The organism is Gordonia cholesterolivorans, assembly GCF_039531975.1.
Classification (GTDB): Bacteria; Actinomycetota; Actinomycetes; order Mycobacteriales; family Mycobacteriaceae; genus Gordonia; species Gordonia sihwensis.
This window is the reverse complement of sequence record NZ_BAAARB010000023.1, coordinates 40,100-57,462: the sequence shown is the minus strand read 5'-3', so window position 1 is coordinate 57,462 and position 17,363 is coordinate 40,100. Positions and strand designations below refer to the sequence as shown.

Below are 17,363 nucleotides of genomic sequence, written 5' to 3'. Positions count from 1 at the left end.
CTCCACGGATACCTCGGCGACGTCCCGCCCGCCGAGTTCGAGCACGCGTTCTATGCTGTCCAAGCCGACCGCGAACAGCTGGTCGGAATCAAATAGCGCGAGTCTCCATCAAACCCAGGGCGCTTCAATCTACCAAGCCGGCATCGACACCGGCAACGCAACCTTCGCGACCGCCGCCCCAACCTGGCCCGACTTCGACCGCGATCACCTACCCGACCACCGATTCGTTGCCCTCGACCCCAACGGCAACGTCACCGGATGGATCGCCGCATCACCGGCATCGAGCCTGTGCGTCTACACCGGCGTCATCGAACACAGTGTGTACGTCGACCCCAACCACTCCGGCAAGGGCGTCGGCACCGCACTCCTACAAGCGCTCATCGACTCCACCGAAACCGCAGGAGTGTGGACCATCGAAACAGGAATCTTCCCCGAGAACCACGCCAGCCTCGCACTGCACCACGCCCACGGATTCCGCACCGTCGGAACACGAGAACGCATCGGCCAACACAACGGCCACTGGCGAGACGTCGTCCTCATCGAACGCCGCAGCAACGCCTAACATCGCCGGATACGCGCAATTTCGAGCGCACCAACCACAGCAATACGCATCGAAGTGATACGCAGGGTATCCAGTAGAATCCGGCAGCCCATACGACACGAGTCAACATCCGGCTTGGCACTTACGGGTCGGACTTCGAAGCCGAGTGGACCTCTAATACCCTCCTGCCCATCTTCTTTCGGGAGGTCGTACGACGGCTGGTCCATCAAGCCACGCGATGCCCGCTTGCACAACGCCCATGGCGGCTACGCTGGCCGCATGCGGGTGTCCCGATTGAACGACCTCGGGCTGGTTATCGGGCCGGCACTGTTCGCACTGTCGCCGGCATTCTGGAAGGACGGACACTACGGCGCGGTGGGCGGCATGCTGATCGCAGTGTCGACGGTGCCGTGGGTGTTCGGACTCATCGGCCAGTACGACCGGGTACGCTCGCGACTTCCTCTGGCGGCCGGACTGTGGCTCCTGCTGGTGCTGATCGGCATGTTCGGGACAGTCGCGTTCGGGTTGCAGGGGTTCTTCGAGGACGTGTTCGGAGTCGACGACGCATCCGCTCTCGCGGCATTCGACGGCTACCCGGCGGCTGGTACGGTGATGTTCCTACTGGCGGGACCGACGTTCCCGCTCGCACTCCTGCTACTCGGAATGATGTTGTGGCACACGAGACTGTCGCCCCGAGCGTGTTCAGGACTGCTCGTGATCGCCGCGATCGCGTTCCCGATTGCACGGGTGTCTCTCGATGACCGAGCATCGTGCGACTTAGACGAACGTCTCATGACGGACAGCGACCGGGTCAGCGTCCGTGCGGAACCAGCCCCATGACTTCAGCGAGTCTGTCGACAATCGCACCCAGACCGTCGCCTGTACGCAGATTCTGCTGATCGACAGCACTGGCGCGGGGGTCGCTCCCCTGTTCTGGGATCCGCCCGGCGGCTCGGACGGCGTCGGCGACATCGCGTGCACCGTCGGGATTCGCCGGCGCACGGTTGGAGAGCCTGTCGGCGGCGTACCGGGCGACCTCGTCGGCCAACTGCTGCGCCGCATCGACGGCCGGCAACCAGGCCGCGGCCACGGCGTCGCTCGGCGGTGGCTCAGCCAGCGCTCGGTGGAGCCGAGCGCTCAGCTCGGTGAGCGAGGCGGCGGCCGCACGTCGAGCACGGACAACGCCGTCGTGCCGTCGTCCGACAGGACCCGCATCGTCACGCGGAATCGGAGTTCCGGCATAGGTCAGTTCGGTCGCGATGGATCCCATCGCTTCGGCGAAGACCTGGTGCACCCACACTCTCCTGGAGTGCGGCCAGAGAAGGTAGCCGAAGACGATGACAACAGCTCCGCCGATGGCGGTCGCCGCGATGCGTTGTGCAGAGTAGTTGTCCTGTTCTGCGGGAGTGATCGCGGCGACGAGAAGAATCACCACCGGCGTGATGGCGACTGCCTGTAGAGAGTACGAGCGCATCATCAGCCACGGAATGAACACGGAGATCAGCAGGATGGCGATGCCGAAGCCGACGCCCTTCGGTACCAGCACGATGATCACGGTGGCAACGCCGGCACCGATGAGAGTCCCGATGATACGCAGGATCGCGCGCGAGAACACCGAACCGAAGTCCGGTTTCATCACGAGACAGACCGTCAGCGGCACCCAGAACCAGTGACTGAACGGGAAGTACCACTTGGCCCCGACGGCGATACCGAAGCACAGTGCCAGCCTGACCGCAGCGCGGATCACCTCGGAATCGATCGTCGCCGAGACCGGCGTGACCAGGCGACGCGGCTCTGTGCGCTGCGCTGCGGTGCGGTCAGCGCGTCCTGCAACCGGTCGATGCGCAGCGTGAGCGCCGACGCGCCGTCGGTGCGCACCGGCACCGGTGTCGAGATCGACTCGTGGCGGGTGATGCCGTCGGCAAACGCTTCGAGGCGTCGCGCAGCGGCCTCCGCGACGTCCGGGTCCTCTTCGCCGACCAGAAGAGCCTGAATCCCCTCCGCTGCGTCGAGGACGTCGTCAGTGAGCGACCACCACCTCGTGCGCCGGCGCAGCGGGAGTTACGCAAGTCGGTCACGCGCGGCATAGTAGGCGGCGTCGGTGCGGATACGTGCATCCGTGGTCTGCGCGCCCCCGACCAGCAGATCGCCGTGCCGAGCCCGGGCGAGTTCCGCCAGAGCTTCCAAGAGCGGTTGTAGCCCTTTGCGCTGCGGTCGGTCTGGGACGATCAGCGCCTCCAGCCCGAGCAGTACGGCATAGAGCGCTGCGCCGGCGAAGTACAGCCCCAGCGGCACCCACCAATTGTGAATCCCGTCGACACCGATCGCGATCGAAGAGGTGAGCAAGAATTGCATTCCGCCCACCGAGAAAGCAGGCCCGAGTCCTGCCAGCAGACCCATCAGGAGTGCGAGCATCGCCATGAGGATGGCGAGCGCGACGAGTGGCATGTCCTGCGAGTATCCGAGGATGTATCCGGCCGCCGCGATCGGTGTCGATACCGCGATGATCGTGAAGTTCAGCCGGTAGGTTCCTTCGCGCTCGCCCGCTGCGAGAAGCAGACAGGCCAGACCGATCCACATCCCGGTGACGATGTGGTCGGTGAGCGCTCCGACGATGAACGGCACGCCGACCGCCGCTCCGGACCGGATCGCATGTCCCACGGGGAATTCCGCCGGACGAACGCGTACGGTTTCGCGCATCCAGGACCATCGAGGATCGTCGGCGAGCGAACGCATCGGGGACAGCACCGGGACTCCTTGTGCCGAGCAGCACGGGGTGTGAACTGACTCTATCGGTGGTGTCAGACCCTTCAGTGCCATGGCGGACTCCGTTCCGTGCCAAGACGAAGTCCAAGCGAATTCAGAGCAGAGGAGAAGACATGTACGGCCGTCAATCGCGCGCAGTGGTTCTGTCGGGGTGCTCGGGTGGAGGCAAATCCACCGTGCTCGAGCATCTGGCGGCTCACGGATACCGCACAGTCGACGAGCCCGGTCGCCGAATCGTCCGGCAAGAACTCCGCACCGGCGGGCACGCCTTGCCGTGGGAGGACGCAGACCGGTTCGCGCGAGCGTGCATCGACCTCGCGCGCTGGGATCGCGAGGACGTCGTCGCCGACCGGTGGACCTTCTTCGATCGCGGGCTGGTCAGCGGACGACGAACGGCAGTTGGGGCTCGACGAGGCAGTCAGTGAATACGGCCGTCTACTGCGCAGGTACGACGAACTCGGTTACAGCGTCACCGTCCTGCCGAAAGTGGGCGTCGCCGAGCGCGCCGAGTTGATTCTCGCTGAGCTCGGTCTGCGTGGTTGATCGGTCGGCCCGGCCGGAGCTTCCGGGGAGCGCTCACCCGACTTGCCCACAGTATCGATGGACGTCAATATCGAAGTATGTCGAATCAGTCAACGGCCGCCGTCGGGACCGGAACGATGCAGCGGTGCTCCCCTCTCGTCCGCGAGCCGCTTTGCGTCGAGGACGCCGGCGAGGTGTCGTCGGTGTTCAAGGCGCTCGCCGACCCGATACGGTTGCGCCTCTTCAGCTTGATCGCCAGCCACGCCGGCGGCGAAGCGTGCGTCTGTGACATCTCCCCCGCCGTCGATGTCGCGCAGCCGACGATCTCGCATCACCTCAAGGTGCTCAAGGCGGCCGGCCTCGTGGCATCCGAGCGCCGCGCCTCCTGGGTGTACTACCGCGTCGTCCCCGAAGCGCTGGCGACGCTTACCGCGGTCCTCTCTCCGGTGGACCAGCCCACCGGCACCCCGTGCGCGTCATGACCGGCACCTCTACGGAACCGGTGGCCGCACGGCTCTCCGGACTCGATCGCTTTCTGCCGATCTGGATCGGGGCGGCCATGGCCGCGGGGTTGTTGCTCGGCCGCGCGGTCCCGGGGCTCGGCACGGCCATCGAGAAGATACAGATCGATGGCGTGTCCCTGCCGATCGCTGTCGGACTGCTGATCATGATGTATCCGGTGCTGGCCAAGGTCCGCTACGACCGGCTCGACACCGTGACCGGCGATCGCAAGCTCCTCGTCGCCTCGCTGCTCCTCAACTGGGTGGCCGGGCCGGCGTTGATGTTCGCCCTCGCGTGGCTGATGCTGCCCGACCTCCCCGAATACCGCACCGGCCTGATCATCGTCGGCCTGGCGCGCTGCATCGCCATGGTGATCATCTGGAACGACCTCGCGTGCGGCGACCGCGAAGCCGCCGCGGTCCTGGTGGCGATCAACTCGGTGTTCCAAGTGGTCATGTTCGCTGTGCTCGGTTGGTTCTATCTGTCGGTCTTACCCGGCTGGCTCGGACTGCCGCAGACGCGAATCGACAGCTCGCCGTGGCAGATCGCTCAATCGGTTCTGGTATTCCTCGGCATCCCGCTGGTGGCCGGCTACCTCTCTCGCCGGATCGGCGAACGCCGACGAGGTCGTCAGTGGTACGAGGAGTCCTTTCTCCCGAAGGCCGGACCGTGGGCTCTCTACGGTCTGCTGTTCACGATCGTGATCCTCTTCGCCCTCCAAGGCGACCAGATCACCTCCAAGCCGTGGGACGTCGCTCGGATCGCCCTGCCGCTGCTGGCCTACTTCGCGATCATGTGGGGCGGCGGCTACCTTCTCGGCGCGGCCATGCGACTGGGGTACGCGCGGACCACCACGCTGGCCTTCACCGCGGCAGGCAACAATTTCGAGCTCGCCATCGCGGTGGCCATCGGCACGTACAGCGCCACATCGGGCCAAGCTCTCGCGGGCGTCGTCGGCCCGCTGATCGAGGTCCCGGTCCTCGTCGCACTCGTGTACGTATCTCTCGCACTGCGCAGACGGTTCGCCGCCGACTCTCCCGGGGACGGAGACGGAGCCGAAAACGCTTGAGGCCCCGGCTGTTCCGAGACCGGAACAGCCGGGGCGTCGAGGCTCACACCACGGTCAGTGCTTGTGGAGTGTTCCGCTGATCTCGTTCGGTGTCACGTCGAGCGACGCCTCGGCACTCACCGTGCCGGTCGACAACGACACCCGCTTGATCGTCTTCGTCGCGGGATCGGTCACATAGGCGGTGTCGTCACGGACGAACAGGGACGGCCGCGGCTCCTGCCAGTCCATCGGTTCCTGCCACTTGCCGACCACCGGAATCGACTTGACGTTCGCGCCGGAGACGACGTCGAAGACATGCAGATGTCCGTCGGTGCCCAGGATCAGAGCTTCGCCGCCGGGTCCACGGCCGAGCGAGCGGAAGCTGTAACTGGCGCCGCCCGGCATCTGGATCAACCGCTGCTTCTGGGCAGCGGTATCGATCAGAGCGAACTGCGTGGGGAATTCGCGCTCGGCATCCGGGTCGGTCTTGTAGTCGCCGACGAGCACCGGCGACGCGTCGCTGCCGACCTGAGTGGACGTGGCGCCGTACTCCGGATCGACGGAGGGCACCTTCACGAACGCGCCGTTCTTGAACAGGAGGACCCCGTCCTTGCAGCCGAGCCCGACCACCTCTCCGGACGCCACCGCCTCTCCGTGGACTCCCGGGCACTGATCACTGTGAGCGATCTGTCTGCCCTGAGCGTCGACGGCCCGCGCTCCGCGCCGGTTCTCCTCGTCGCCCACCGAGGCGACGATAGTCCCGTCGGTGAGTTCCACGGCGACGCCGTGATGCGGACTCGCACTCGTGTATTCGCGTGTGGTCGGTGCGCCGTCCGACAGTTCGTGCGGATCGAACGAGAGCGCCGACCCCGTGGAGTCGGTGAACAGCACGGTCTTACCGCCGTGCAGCACGACGTGACCCGGCTTCTCCCCGGGATAGACGAGATCGGTCAATTCGGCATGGGAGGCGTCCATCACCGTGAACCCCTTCTCGTCGGAGACGATGAGATGGTCGTCATCTCCCGCCGGATTGACGCGAGTGAATCCGTCCATCGGAACCTTGCTCACCACGTCGAGGCTGGTGCCGTCGAGGAGCGCGATGCCTCCGTCGTAGGTGACGGCGATCGGTTCGGCGACTTCGGTTCCGTCGGGAGGCGTGCTCGACGACGCCGACTCGTCATCGGCCGACGAGCACGCGGTCATCGTGAGGGCGGCCGCGGCCGCCAGCGTGAGCACTACCCTGCTGTGCCGCACCCACTCTCGGTTGCTGAGCATCATTCACTGTCACCTTTCATTCACATGGGTGTCCGTCGAGGCCCGGGACGGGTCAACGCGACAGACCTGAACTGATACGAGAAGCGTTGGTTCGCATCATGGCGATGTAGCTGTCTGCCTCGGTGCCCCGCTCGTCGAGAGACTCCGAGTACAGCGGAACGATGGCGACCGCCGTCCGGGTCTCGGCTGCGAGGGCCTTCGCGAGGCGGTCGGGCTGGGACGTGTCGACGAAGATCGCCGACACCGCGGTGGTCCGGATGGCCGTCGCGAGCGATGCCAGGTCGGAGCTGCTCGGCGACGCGAGGGTGGTACCGCTCGGCACGACGGCGCCGATCACCTCGAAGCCGTAGCGATCAGCGAGATAGCCGAATACGTGGTGATTCGTCACCAGCTTGCGGCGATCCTGGGGAATCGCCGCGAAGAGCCCGCGCATCCACTCGTCCAGATCGTTCAGCTCCGAGAGATACGCCTCGGTGTTCGCGCTCAGCCGGGCCCGGTCGACGCCATCGATCTCCGCGAGCCGGTGCGAGACGGCACGGACCGCGTCGCGCATCCGGGTCGGGTCGGTCCAGAAGTGCGGGTCCGCGGCTCCGGAGGTCTCACCGGTGCGGAACGTGATCGGTCGGGCGGCCCCGCCGGCTTCGACGATCGGGACCCCGTCGTCGTGCGCGGCGCGCACATGATGCTCGATGCCTTCTTCCAGGCCCAGCCCGTTGTAGACGATCAGGTCCGCATTGCGCATGGCGCCCGCCTCGCGGGCCGAGACGGCGAACGAATGCGGGTCCGCGTTCGGCTTCATCAGGGTCGTCACCGTCGCCTGATCACCCACCAGCCGACCGACGACGTCACCCAGAATGTTGGTGGTCGCCACCACCTGCGGCTGGTCGTCGTGCGCGATGCCGCAGCCGGTGAGCGCCACTGTCCCGAGCAGGGTCCCGATCACCGCTGCGAGCAGTGTCGCCACGAGGCGACGCGGCGGCGTCATCGACCGACCTCGACCATGAGCTCGGGCTCGACGTCGACCGGGAGGGTGCGTGTCCTGCGCAGGGAGTCGCCGTAGTCGAACTCGTGAACGGCTCGGGCCGTGGGCTCGGAGAGGTACGCCCGGCCGGTGTCGGCGGTCAGCACCTTCCCGGCCATGCCCGCAGACGCACCGGCTGTCGCGACCGGCCGCCCGGCGCCGGTTGCGGGGTCGACGGCCAGGGTGCGCAGTTCACCGTCGTCGGTGAGCACGATCAGCGTCTCGTCGCGCCCCGGGGCCAGAGCGGCGGACAGCCGGTCGGCCGAGGGCACCCACCGAAGCGACCCTGCCGAGGAGTCGAGCAGCCACGAGCCGGCCGCGGTGGCCGCGACGGCCCGGTTGCTGCGTGGCCGAACGCCGAACGCACCCGCCCGCGGTCCCCTGCGTCCGTAGTCGAGTACCTGTGCGGCGACCTCGCCGCCCCTGTCGGTGAAGAGGATGATCGCCTCGGCGCAGGACACCGCGACCGCGTTGCGCAGCAGCGCCGGGCCCTGCGGGTCGACGCAGGGCTGGGCCGGTCGGCGGGGATTTCCGTCCCGATCGGTGAAGACGACTCTTGAGGCGGGGCGGTCCGGACCGTCGCCCAAGCCCAGCACCAGGCCATCTGCGTAGGGCACGGCGAAACCCGCACTGCTGCGGGTGTCGATGGTCGAGATCGGGCGCGGGGCCGAACCGTTCTCCAGACCCCGCCGGTCCAGCACGGTCACCGAGCCTCCGCGCGCGCCCACCGCGGTGATCTCGTCCGCTCCCGACACGGTCGTGACGGCCGCGGGCACGGTCAGCGTGCCGAGCGGCTCGGTCGTCGCCCGGTAGTAGTGAACGTGATCGCCGTGATCGACGGTCCAGCCGCCGCTGTCCACCACTTCCAGGGTGTCGCCGTCGATCACGTAGACGAAACGGCCGTCCTCGTCCAGGCGCTGCGCCTCCGTGGTCAGGTCCACCGTCACGGTGCTCTCCTCCGCCGGGTCGAGGAAGCTCAGCTTCTTCCCGTTCCGGGCGGCGACGGCGAGCGCGATCTGGGGTTCGGACTTCTCTTTGGCTCCTTCGACGTAGCCGTGCGGGCGGTCGCTGCCGGCTGACCCGTTCTGCGGAGCCGGTTCGTCGGCGCCGCAGCCGGCGGCCAGGATGACAGTCGACGTCGCGAGCGCCGTCATCGCTGTTCGGACTGTTCGCGTTCGATTGGGCAAAAGTGTTCGCCTTTCATGTCGTCGGGTCGGCGATGCCACGGGCACGCCGCAGCACCGCGCGTCCGATGGTGCGGAGTGCGAGGGTGAGGAAGAACAGGACGACCGCGGTCGCGGCGATGGTGGCACCGGCCGCCGTGGCCCGATGCCAGGAGACGAGCAGCCCGACGAAAGTGGCGAGGGCGCCGAATCCGAACGCCACGAGCATGGCCGCGGGAACCCGGCGCACGATCAGCAGTGCGGACGCCGACGGCGCCACCAGCATGCCGAAGGCCAGCAGGGTGCCGACCACGCTGAAGGCGCCCGCCATCGCGACGGCGAGTGTCAGGACCATCAGCAGATTGGTCGCGGTCGGCCGCAGACCGAGCGTGCGCGCCTTGCGGACATCGAAGGTCACCGCGAGGAATCCCCGGTAGGACAGCGTTGTCACCGCCAGGACCGCCGCGACGAGTACGCACAGCCGCACGAGGTCGCCGTCGTCGACGGCCAGCACGTCACCGAATAGGAAGCCGGTCAGGTCGGTCGCGAACGACGAGGAGTGCGAGACGATGATGACCCCGACCGCCAGCAGTCCGACGAACAGCAAGCCGATGCTCGTGTCCCGGCCGAAGTCGCGGTGGGTGCGCATGGACTCGACCCCGAGCACCATCACCACCGCGCTCGCCGCCGCGCCGACGATCAGGTCGACCCCCGTCAGCGCCGCGACCGCGACCCCGGGAAGCATGGCGTGTCCCATCGCCTCGCCGAGGAAGGTCATGCCGCGGGCGATCACCCACACCCCGACGAGTGCGCACAGCGCCGACAGCACCACGCCGGCCCACAGCGCGCGCGCCATGAACGCGACCGAGAACGGCTCCAGTATCGTTGGGATCACGCGTTAACAGTAACGGTTATCAATTTCATTAACTCGAAGGGGTCCCGATTGACTGCCACCGGCTACACCGTGCGCGGGCTGAGCTTCAGCTATGGCGCGACGACGGTCCTCGAGAATCTGACGACGACTCTGCAGCCGGGGGCGGTCACCGCCCTCGTCGGCGCCAACGGCACGGGCAAGAGCACGCTGCTGGAACTGATCGCCGGAGTGCGCACACCGGACGCCGGCGAGATCACGCCCCGACCGCGACGCCCCGCTCTGCTGACACAGCGCAGCGAGCACATCGACGGACTGCCGTTGACCGTCCGGGACTGCGTGCGAATCGGGACCTTCGGACAGGTGCCGTGCTGGCGCCCGATGGCACGGCGTGAGCGGCGCGCGGCAGAGGAGATGATCGAACGAGTCGGCATGACGCCGTTGCGGGAGTCTCGGATGCGCGACCTCTCGGGTGGGCAGCGCCAGCGGGTGTTGATCGCGCAGACGCTGGTTCAGCCGGCTGATCTCTATCTCCTCGACGAGCCCTCGACGGCGCTGGACGCCGGGACGCGAGAGCTCCTCTGCACCCTGCTGCGGGAACACGCGGACGCCGGTAAGACGGTGGTCGTGGCGTCGCATGATCGCGACGAGATTCGATTCGCCGACACGGTCATCGAGCTCGCGAGCCCGTCGATGTCGCGATGACCGTCGGGGCCGGCGCGGTCGGCTCCCGCACCGGTCCGGGGCGCGCCACGGGCATCCAGACTAGACTTATCGGCTATGCCCGTCACAGTGCCGCACGATCTCCCCGCCCGGGCCGTCCTGGAGGCGGAGAAGGTCTTCGTCATGTCCGACGAGCGCGCGGGGCATCAGGACATCCGCCCGATGCGGATCGCGATCTTGAATCTGATGCCGATGAAGGTCGCGACCGAGACACAGTTGCTGAGACTGCTGAGCAACAGCCCGCTGCAGGTCGAGATCACCTTGCTGCACATGTCCAGCCACGTCTCGCGGAACACGCCGCCCGGTCATCTCGAGTCGTTCTATTCGACCTTCGACGATGTGGCAGACAAGCACTTCGACGGATTGATCGTCACCGGGGCCCCGATCGAGAGGCTCGACTTCGAGGACGTCGACTACTGGCCCGAGATGACCAGAATCCTGGATTGGACACGCAGCAACGTGCAGTCGACGCTGCACATCTGCTGGGGCGCGCAGGCTGCGCTCTACCGGCACTACGGGGTCGGCAAGTACGAAGTGCGCCAGAAGATCTCCGGCGTGTTCACCCATCGCCTCACCGGCGCGAAGTCGCCGCTCGTCACAGGTTTCGACGAGGAGTTCCTGGCCCCGCATTCCCGGCACACCGACGTCCACGCCCGTGACATCGAGGCGACCGGTGCGGTCGAGGTGCTGGCCGTGAGCGACGAGGCAGGCGTCTTCCTGGCGGCCACTCCCGACGGTCGCGAGGTCTTCGTCACCGGGCATCCCGAGTACGACGCGGACACGCTGGCCCGCGAGTATCGGCGCGACAGTGACCAGCAGAGCGACGTCGCGGTGCCCGCACACTACTTCCCGGGCGACGACCCGACCGCGCTCCCGCTCAACCGCTGGCGCGGACACGGTCACCTCCTGTACACCAACTGGCTCAACTACTGCGTCTACCAGGAGACGCCGTTCGATCCGAACGGCGTCTGAGACCCGATCGATCGCCGACTTCGGCGCAGGGGCTCCGCTCTGTGCAGAAACCGGACTGATCCGTGCCGCCACGGCCTTGCGCGACGCGGGCCCCGCGGGGGCACCTTAGGCTGACAGTGACGCCTGAGCCCACTGCTCACCGCGCCTGAACTGCGACGAAAGCGATTGACGTATGTGTACACGTGTTATGTGGCCGGACGCGGGTGGTTCGGTGGTCGTCGGACGCAACATGGACTTCGCGCGCGATCTGCACACCAACCTCTGGAAGCTCCCCCGCGGTGTGAAGCGCGACGACCGGGTCGGCGGAGGCCTCTCGTGGACCGCGAAGTACGGCAGCGTGGTCGCCGGAGTGTACGACATCATCTCCGCCGACGGGGTCAACGAGAAGGGTCTGGCCGGACACGTCCTGTGGCTGGCGGAGTCGGATTACGGCACGCCCGATCCGGCGCGCCCGCAGCTCGCCATGTCCGTGTGGATGCAGTACTACCTGGACAACTTCGCCACCGTGGCCGAGGCCGTCGAGTGGACCCGGGCCAACGACCCCCAGGTGGTTCCGATGGCCGACCCGACCGGAGGCAGCAAGCCCGCGATCCACCTCGCGCTCGACGACGCCGACGGCGACTCGGTGATCTTCGAGTACATCGACGGGAAGCTGAACGTCTTCCACAGCAGGGATTACTGGGTGATGACGAACTCACCGTCATACGACCGGCAACTCGAGCTCGTCGAGAAGTACGAGGGACTCGGCGGTGAGGATCCGATCCCCGGCACCTGCCGCGCCGAGGACCGCTTCGCACGTGCCCTGTACTACGTGCGGAATCAGCCGCGGCCGTCCTCGCGGCTGGAAGCCGTCGCCGCGATGGGCAGCATCATCCGGAACTGTGCGCAACCCTTCCGGAACCCCGAGCCGGGGAAGCCGGACGCCTCCACCACCCTCTGGCAGGTGGTGATCGATCTGACGAATCTCCGCTATGTCTTCGAATCGACCACGCGACCGAACACCGTCTGGGTCGATCTGGCGGAGCTCGACTTCAGTGAGGGTTCGGGTGAGTGGAAGCTGAACCTGGTCGACCACCTCGAAGTGGAACACGGCCTCTCCGGCAACGTCACCAAGAAGTTCAAGAAGCACCGCAAGTTTCACCTCGTCTCGGTGAAGCAGAGTGAGCTGATCGGCGAACTCGTAGCGGAGGCTGCGAAGACCATCGATCCGCTCAAGTCGGCGGAGACGCGGGCGGAGCGGATCCAGGAGAAGGTGGAGGCGAAGATCGCCGAGTTCATCGCCTCAGAGTAGGAATCTCGACGAACCCCGTGGTTGTGTCCGGTCAGCGGTGGGGCGTGAGAGTGATCGCGCCGATGACGGCGCCGCCGAAATAGGCCGGGCCCCGGTAGCCGCCGTGACCGTCGCTGTTGAGAATGACGCGATGTCCCGGGAAGAGGTCGACATAGCCGCCGGTGGCAGTCCGATGAATCGGGTACCGCCCGATGAGTACCAGTTGATCGCCCTCGACGCGGGCATCACGTTGCAGAAGGACGATCCCGGACGACGAGGTCGTTGACGTGTAGGAGCCCGGAGCGACATCCGCGGCCGCCTGGCCGGCGGAGCCGAAGAGCGCCATGGCTCCGATCCCCGCCGCGATCGCGGCGGTCCGAACGACAGCGGTCCGAACGACAGTGGGGCTGGGGCGCATCGACATCGTCGTCTCCTGGCTGCTCGGGCCTATCAGCGTACGCCTCGCCGGTCGCTCAGCGCGAGCGAAGCCCGTCGGCGACGGTGGCGATGTACGTCGCGAGCAATCGGTCGAGCCGATCGTGGTCGGCACGCAGCGCCCCGGGACGCCAGGCCAGTGCCAGCAGTCCGTTGAGGGTGGCCCAGAAGGCTGTCGCCAGATCGTCCGGATCGAGATCGGAGCGTGCGCTGCCGTCGGCCATGCCCGCGCGGATGGTCGCCGCGAGCTTGGCGTTCTGCTCCCCCGTCAGCTCTGCGATGTGGGCGACGGCGTCCGGCTCGTCGGGCGGCTCCACAAGGATGCGAAACTCGTGCGGCCGTTCCCTGGCGAACTTGGCGTAGGCGGCGGCCGCCAGCAGGAGGCGTTCCTCTGCGGTCCCCTCCGCGTCGTAGGCGGCGTCCATGTAGACCCGGCTCTCCCTCATCGCCTGCTCAGCCACCGCCGTGAGCAACGCCGACCGCCCGCCGACCCTGTTGTAGATGGTCTGGACTGCGACGTCCGCGCTTTCGGAGACCGCATCGAGGGTCAGCGCATCGGTGCCGCGGGTGGCGACGAGTTCGCGCGCGGCGTCGACGATCGCCTGACGCGTCGCCGCGGCGCGCCGCTGGGTACGCGTCATCGGCGCCTGCCCGTCCCCCGGCTTCGACGCCGACTGCTTCCGTACGCCACTGGGAGTCACGGACCCACCCTATCGACTTCCAACGGTGGAATCGATTCCAAGTCGGCGGCGGCCCTGCGGCCCGCTCAGACCGGTGCGGCGGCCGGTTCCGGACTCGCGGTGTTCAGCCCGAGCGGGTGTCGGACGTTGATCAGCAATCCCGCCACGACTGCCACGAACGCGAGGATGGCGGCCGCGACATAGAAACCGACACTGTCGCCGTGCACCATGGCGAGAGCCTGGAAATGAGGAATGTCCGCGGGGCCGCGGACCGAGTCCCGGTGATCGGTGATGTAGCGCGCGGCCGCGTTCGCGGCGATCGTGTTCAGCAACGCCGTCCCGACGGCGCCGCCGACCTGCTGCGAGGTGTTCACCATCGCCGAAGCGACACCCGCGTCGTACGGTGCGACTCCGAAGGTCGCCAGGTTCATCGACGTCATGAACACCGTTCCCATGCCGAAGCCGAGAATGAGCAGACCGGGGAAGATCACGCTCCAGTATCGGGTGGAGTCGGCCGAGACCTGCGCGAGGATCAGCATGGCGCACGACCCGAGCAAGGCGCCGGGCACCAGCAGGTACCGTGGCGGGACGCGGGTGATCAAGCGGGCCGCCACCTGCGTGGACCCGATGAGCATGCCGAACACCATGGGCAGGAACGCGAACCCGGCACTCAGCGGAGTGTAGTGATGCACAGTCTGCATGTAGAGGGTCAGGAACAGGAACGATCCGAACATCGCGATCACGGACAGCGCGACGGTCAGGTACGCGCCGCCGCGCGAACGGTCTGCGACCACGCGCAGCGGAAGCAGCGGATACGAGTACCTCCACTGCCAGCCGACGAACAGAGCGAGCAGCACCACCGCCGCCACCAGACAGGTCAGCGTCCCGCCGTCGGCCCAGCCCTTCTCCGCGGCCCGGCTGAAGCCGTACACCACCAGCGCCAGCCCGGAGCCGCCCAGCACCACGCCGAGTACGTCGAGCTTGACGACGTGGTCGGTGTTCCTCGGCGGCTCCTTGATTTCGAAGACCGCGCCGAGCAGCGCGACGGCCGCGATCGCGACGTTGATGTACATCGTCCAGCGCCAGTCGAGCACCTGCGTCAGCAGGCCGCCGAGGAGCAGGCCGACGGCGGCGCCGCCGCCGGCGATCGCGCCGAAGACGCCGAACGCGCGTGCACGTTCCTTCGGTTGCGTGAACATCACGGTCAGGAGGGAGAGCGCCGCGGGCGCCAGCAGGGCTCCGAAGGCCCCCTGCACGGCTCGCGCGGCGAAGAGCATCGCCTCATTGACCGCCGCGCCGCCGACCGCGGATGCGCAGGCGAATCCGACCAGGCCGATCATCAGCGCCCGGCGGCGGCCCCACATGTCCGCCACGCGGCCGCCGAACAACAGCAGTCCGCCGAAGGCGAGGGCGTACGCGGTGATCACCCACTGCTGGTTCGCGGTGCTGATTCCCAGATCCCGCTTGGCATCGGGCAGGGCGATGTTGACCACCGTGCCGTCGAGAACCACCATCAACTGTGCGAGACAGATGAAGACCAGGGCCTTCCAGCGGCGGGGATCGGGTTCGGTGACGGGTTCGGCTGCGGGCACTGACATCGGGTCGCTCGATTCGTCGTCGCTATCGTGCAATCTCAGGCAAGGTCAGCCAGAATCCTACGCACCGCGGGCACCACCTTCTCGCCGTACAGCCGGATGGACTCCTGCTGGTCGTCATGGGTGACCGGTTGGTCGTATTTGAGGTCGAAGCGGTCGACCTTCAACGTGTGAACAGTCGCCGCGATCTTCTCTGCGACCGTCTCGGGGGAGCCGACGTACAGCGATCCGGTCTCGATCTCGCGCTCGAAGTCGCCCGCGGCCGGCGGCGGCCATCCCCGCTCACGCCCCATCCGTTCCCGCATCTCGAACCAGCCGTCGCGCACCAGATTCCGGGCCGCTTGGTCCGTATCGGCGATCAGGCCCGGCGAGTGGACCGCCACCGGCCTGCGTGGAACGCCGAACTGATCCTGCGCGCGCTCGAACAGGTCGACGTAACCGGCGAAGCGGTCGGCGGGTCCGCCGATGATCGCCAGGAACAGGCCGAAGCCGTATCGTGCGGTCCGGACCACCGATTCGGGACTGCCGCCGACGCCCACCCACGCGGTGATGCCGTGGGCGGTGGCCGGGTAGACGCGCTGGTCCGACAGCGAGGCGCGGGTGCTGCCCGACCAGGTCACCGGCTCCTCGGTCAAGAGCGCCGAGAGCAGGGCGAGCTTCTCCTCGAACAGCACCTCGTAATCGCGGAGGTCGTACCCGAAGAGCGGGAACGACTCGGTGAAGGACCCGCGGCCGGCGACGATCTCGGCTCGGCCGTTCGAGACCGCGTCGAGCGTCGCGAACCGCTCGAAGACGCGGACCGGATCGTCGGAGCTCAGCACCGTCACGGCCGAACCCAGCCGGATCCGTTCGGTCCGCGAAGCGATGGCGGCCAGGACCATCTCCGGACTCGACACCGCGAAGTCGGGCCGGTGATGTTCACCGACGCCGAAGAAGTCCAGGCCCGCTGCATCGGCGACCACCGCATCGTCCACCAGATCACGGATCACCTGCGGGTGGGGCACCGGCTCTCCGTGTGCGTCGCGGGTCACTCCGCCGAAGGTGTCCAGGCCGAATTCGATGTGGTTCACGGTTGGGTCAACGATCACCGTGGACCGAATGATTCCCGCACGTCAGCTCGAGACCCGGGCGGCGGCGCCCGCGTCGACGGGAAGCACGGTGCCGGTGATGTGGGCGCTGGCCTCCGCGGCGAAGAACAGGACCGCGCGAGTGACCTCCTCGGGTTCGAGGAAGGCGATCGGCTGCGCGTGCAGCATCGCCATCACCGGCTCCACATCCGCGCGCGTGGGTGCGTCCAGGTCTGGCCGCACCACCGAGTACAGCGCGTCGTTGTGCACCATCGGCGTCGAGATATTGCCCGGCGCAATGGCGTTCACCGTGATCCCGTGAGCGGCGAGATCGAGCGCCACGCTCTTGGTCATGCCGATGACGCCCCATTTTGACGCGCCGTACGCGGCCTGACCCTGTGCCGCGCTCCGCCCGAGCATCGAGGAGATGGTGACGATGCGCCCGTAGCCGCGCGCGATCATTCCGGGCGCTACCGCGGCGAGCGTGTTGTACACACCGGTCAGGTTGCTGCCGATGACCTCCTCCCAGACGGCCGCGGACGCCTCGGTGATCGGCGACGTGCCGGAGACGCCTGCGTTGGCGACTGCGACGTCGACGCGGCCCAGCTCGTTCTCGGCGCGCACGACCAGCGCCTCCATCGCCGCCCGATCTGCGGTGTCCGCCTTCACCGCGATGCATCGCCGCCCGGTGGCCTCCACCAGTCGGACCGTCTCGGCGAGATCCTCCTCGGTGCCCATCGGGTAGGCGATCGCGGGGCTGTCCGCACACCGATCGCAGACGACGACGTCCGCGCCCCGTTCGGCGAACGCGATCGCGTGCGCACGTCCCTGACCACGTGCGGCTCCGGTCACCAATGCCACGCGATTGCTGAAGTCGTCCATGCCGTCTCCTTGCCGCCGGACGTGCGTCCGG

20 protein-coding genes are annotated in these 17,363 nt (G+C 67.4%); 9 read left to right on the top strand and 11 right to left on the bottom strand.

Features of this window, described 5'->3' with window-relative positions:
* The first annotated feature begins 52 nt into the window (after nt 1-52).
* Nucleotides 53-562 carry a GNAT family N-acetyltransferase gene (locus tag ABFX36_RS16785; protein WP_346077481.1) on the top strand — a complete coding sequence of 170 codons (510 nt, stop codon included), beginning with the start codon at nt 53-55 and terminating at the stop codon, nt 560-562.
* A gap of 258 nt (nt 563-820) precedes the next feature.
* Nucleotides 821-1,381: a hypothetical protein gene (locus tag ABFX36_RS16780; RefSeq protein WP_231875765.1), complete on the top strand. Its 561-nt coding sequence runs from the start codon at nt 821-823 to the stop codon at nt 1,379-1,381.
* Here the strand turns inward: ABFX36_RS16780 and ABFX36_RS16775 are convergent.
* Both ABFX36_RS16775 and ABFX36_RS16770 read right to left on the bottom strand, forming a co-directional pair.
* Nucleotides 1,353-2,288: an FUSC family protein gene (locus ABFX36_RS16775; RefSeq protein ID WP_346077479.1), complete on the bottom strand. Its 936-nt coding sequence runs from the start codon at nt 2,286-2,288 to the stop codon at nt 1,353-1,355. The two genes, ABFX36_RS16780 and ABFX36_RS16775, sit on opposite strands and share 29 nt — an antisense overlap.
* Before the next feature lie 314 nt (nt 2,289-2,602).
* Complete coding sequence (locus tag ABFX36_RS16770; RefSeq protein ID WP_346077477.1) at nt 2,603-3,289, bottom strand: FUSC family membrane protein; 687 nt, start codon at nt 3,287-3,289, stop codon at nt 2,603-2,605.
* Between the two features lie 131 nt (nt 3,290-3,420).
* Between ABFX36_RS16770 and ABFX36_RS16765 the strand changes: the two genes are divergently transcribed.
* The 4 genes from ABFX36_RS16765 to arsB all read left to right on the top strand — a co-directional run bounded on the left by ABFX36_RS16765 (nt 3,421) and on the right by arsB (nt 5,399).
* A complete protein-coding gene (locus ABFX36_RS16765) occupies nt 3,421-3,732 on the top strand; it encodes an AAA family ATPase (protein ID WP_346077475.1) in 312 nt (103 codons plus the stop codon).
* Nucleotides 3,707-3,850, top strand: coding sequence for a hypothetical protein (locus tag ABFX36_RS16760; RefSeq protein WP_346077473.1), 144 nt, complete (start codon nt 3,707-3,709; stop codon nt 3,848-3,850). The genes ABFX36_RS16765 and ABFX36_RS16760 overlap by 26 nt, the downstream gene beginning before the upstream one ends.
* A gap of 77 nt (nt 3,851-3,927) precedes the next feature.
* Nucleotides 3,928-4,311, top strand: a complete 384-nt coding sequence (locus tag ABFX36_RS16755; RefSeq protein ID WP_045538211.1) for an ArsR/SmtB family transcription factor — start codon at nt 3,928-3,930, stop codon at nt 4,309-4,311.
* On the top strand, nt 4,308-5,399 hold the full coding sequence (gene arsB, locus ABFX36_RS16750) for an ACR3 family arsenite efflux transporter (protein ID WP_346077470.1): 1,092 nt from the start codon (nt 4,308-4,310) through the stop codon (nt 5,397-5,399). The genes ABFX36_RS16755 and arsB overlap by 4 nt, the downstream gene beginning before the upstream one ends.
* A 54-nt stretch (nt 5,400-5,453) precedes the next feature.
* Here the strand turns inward: arsB and aztD are convergent, their stop codons facing one another.
* The 4 genes from aztD to aztB are packed head-to-tail and all read right to left on the bottom strand — an operon-like array spanning nt 5,454 to nt 9,732.
* Complete coding sequence (gene aztD / locus ABFX36_RS16745; RefSeq protein WP_346077468.1) at nt 5,454-6,656, bottom strand: zinc metallochaperone AztD; 1,203 nt, start codon at nt 6,654-6,656, stop codon at nt 5,454-5,456.
* A gap of 49 nt (nt 6,657-6,705) precedes the next feature.
* A complete protein-coding gene (gene aztC / locus ABFX36_RS16740) occupies nt 6,706-7,638 on the bottom strand; it encodes a zinc ABC transporter substrate-binding protein AztC (protein WP_346077466.1) in 933 nt (310 codons plus the stop codon).
* Nucleotides 7,635-8,828 carry a hypothetical protein gene (locus tag ABFX36_RS16735; RefSeq protein WP_045538210.1) on the bottom strand — a complete coding sequence of 398 codons (1,194 nt, stop codon included), beginning with the start codon at nt 8,826-8,828 and terminating at the stop codon, nt 7,635-7,637. Before ABFX36_RS16735 ends, aztC begins: the two co-directional genes overlap by 4 nt.
* Nucleotides 8,829-8,874: 46 nt before the next feature.
* A complete protein-coding gene (aztB, locus tag ABFX36_RS16730; protein ID WP_052692401.1) occupies nt 8,875-9,732 on the bottom strand; it encodes a zinc ABC transporter permease AztB in 858 nt (285 codons plus the stop codon).
* 48 nt (nt 9,733-9,780) lie between these two features.
* On the opposite strand from aztB, the gene aztA reads away from it, so the two are divergent.
* The 3 genes from aztA to ABFX36_RS16715 all read left to right on the top strand — a co-directional run bounded on the left by aztA (nt 9,781) and on the right by ABFX36_RS16715 (nt 12,694).
* On the top strand, nt 9,781-10,413 hold the full coding sequence (aztA, locus tag ABFX36_RS16725) for a zinc ABC transporter ATP-binding protein AztA (protein WP_346077463.1): 633 nt from the start codon (nt 9,781-9,783) through the stop codon (nt 10,411-10,413).
* A 75-nt stretch (nt 10,414-10,488) separates the two neighbouring features.
* Entirely contained in the window at nt 10,489-11,403 is a 915-nt protein-coding gene (metA, locus tag ABFX36_RS16720; RefSeq protein WP_045538208.1) for a homoserine O-acetyltransferase MetA, read from the top strand.
* Between the two features lie 172 nt (nt 11,404-11,575).
* Entirely contained in the window at nt 11,576-12,694 is a 1,119-nt protein-coding gene (locus ABFX36_RS16715) for a linear amide C-N hydrolase (protein WP_045538207.1), read from the top strand.
* Between the two features lie 31 nt (nt 12,695-12,725).
* Here ABFX36_RS16715 and ABFX36_RS16710 read toward each other — a convergent pair whose 3' ends face one another.
* The 5 genes from ABFX36_RS16710 to ABFX36_RS16690 form a co-directional block, all read right to left on the bottom strand.
* Nucleotides 12,726-13,097, bottom strand: coding sequence for a hypothetical protein (locus ABFX36_RS16710; protein ID WP_375004041.1), 372 nt, complete (start codon nt 13,095-13,097; stop codon nt 12,726-12,728).
* Between the two features lie 49 nt (nt 13,098-13,146).
* On the bottom strand, nt 13,147-13,749 hold the full coding sequence (locus tag ABFX36_RS16705) for a TetR/AcrR family transcriptional regulator (RefSeq protein ID WP_039866831.1): 603 nt from the start codon (nt 13,747-13,749) through the stop codon (nt 13,147-13,149).
* A 125-nt stretch (nt 13,750-13,874) separates the two neighbouring features.
* Nucleotides 13,875-15,386 carry an MFS transporter gene (locus tag ABFX36_RS16700; protein WP_346077460.1) on the bottom strand — a complete coding sequence of 504 codons (1,512 nt, stop codon included), beginning with the start codon at nt 15,384-15,386 and terminating at the stop codon, nt 13,875-13,877.
* Between the two features lie 35 nt (nt 15,387-15,421).
* Nucleotides 15,422-16,453: an Atu2307/SP_0267 family LLM class monooxygenase gene (locus ABFX36_RS16695; RefSeq protein ID WP_039866829.1), complete on the bottom strand. Its 1,032-nt coding sequence runs from the start codon at nt 16,451-16,453 to the stop codon at nt 15,422-15,424.
* A gap of 42 nt (nt 16,454-16,495) precedes the next feature.
* A complete protein-coding gene (locus ABFX36_RS16690) occupies nt 16,496-17,332 on the bottom strand; it encodes a mycofactocin-coupled SDR family oxidoreductase (RefSeq protein WP_346077458.1) in 837 nt (278 codons plus the stop codon).
* Nucleotides 17,333-17,363 lie beyond the last annotated feature (31 nt).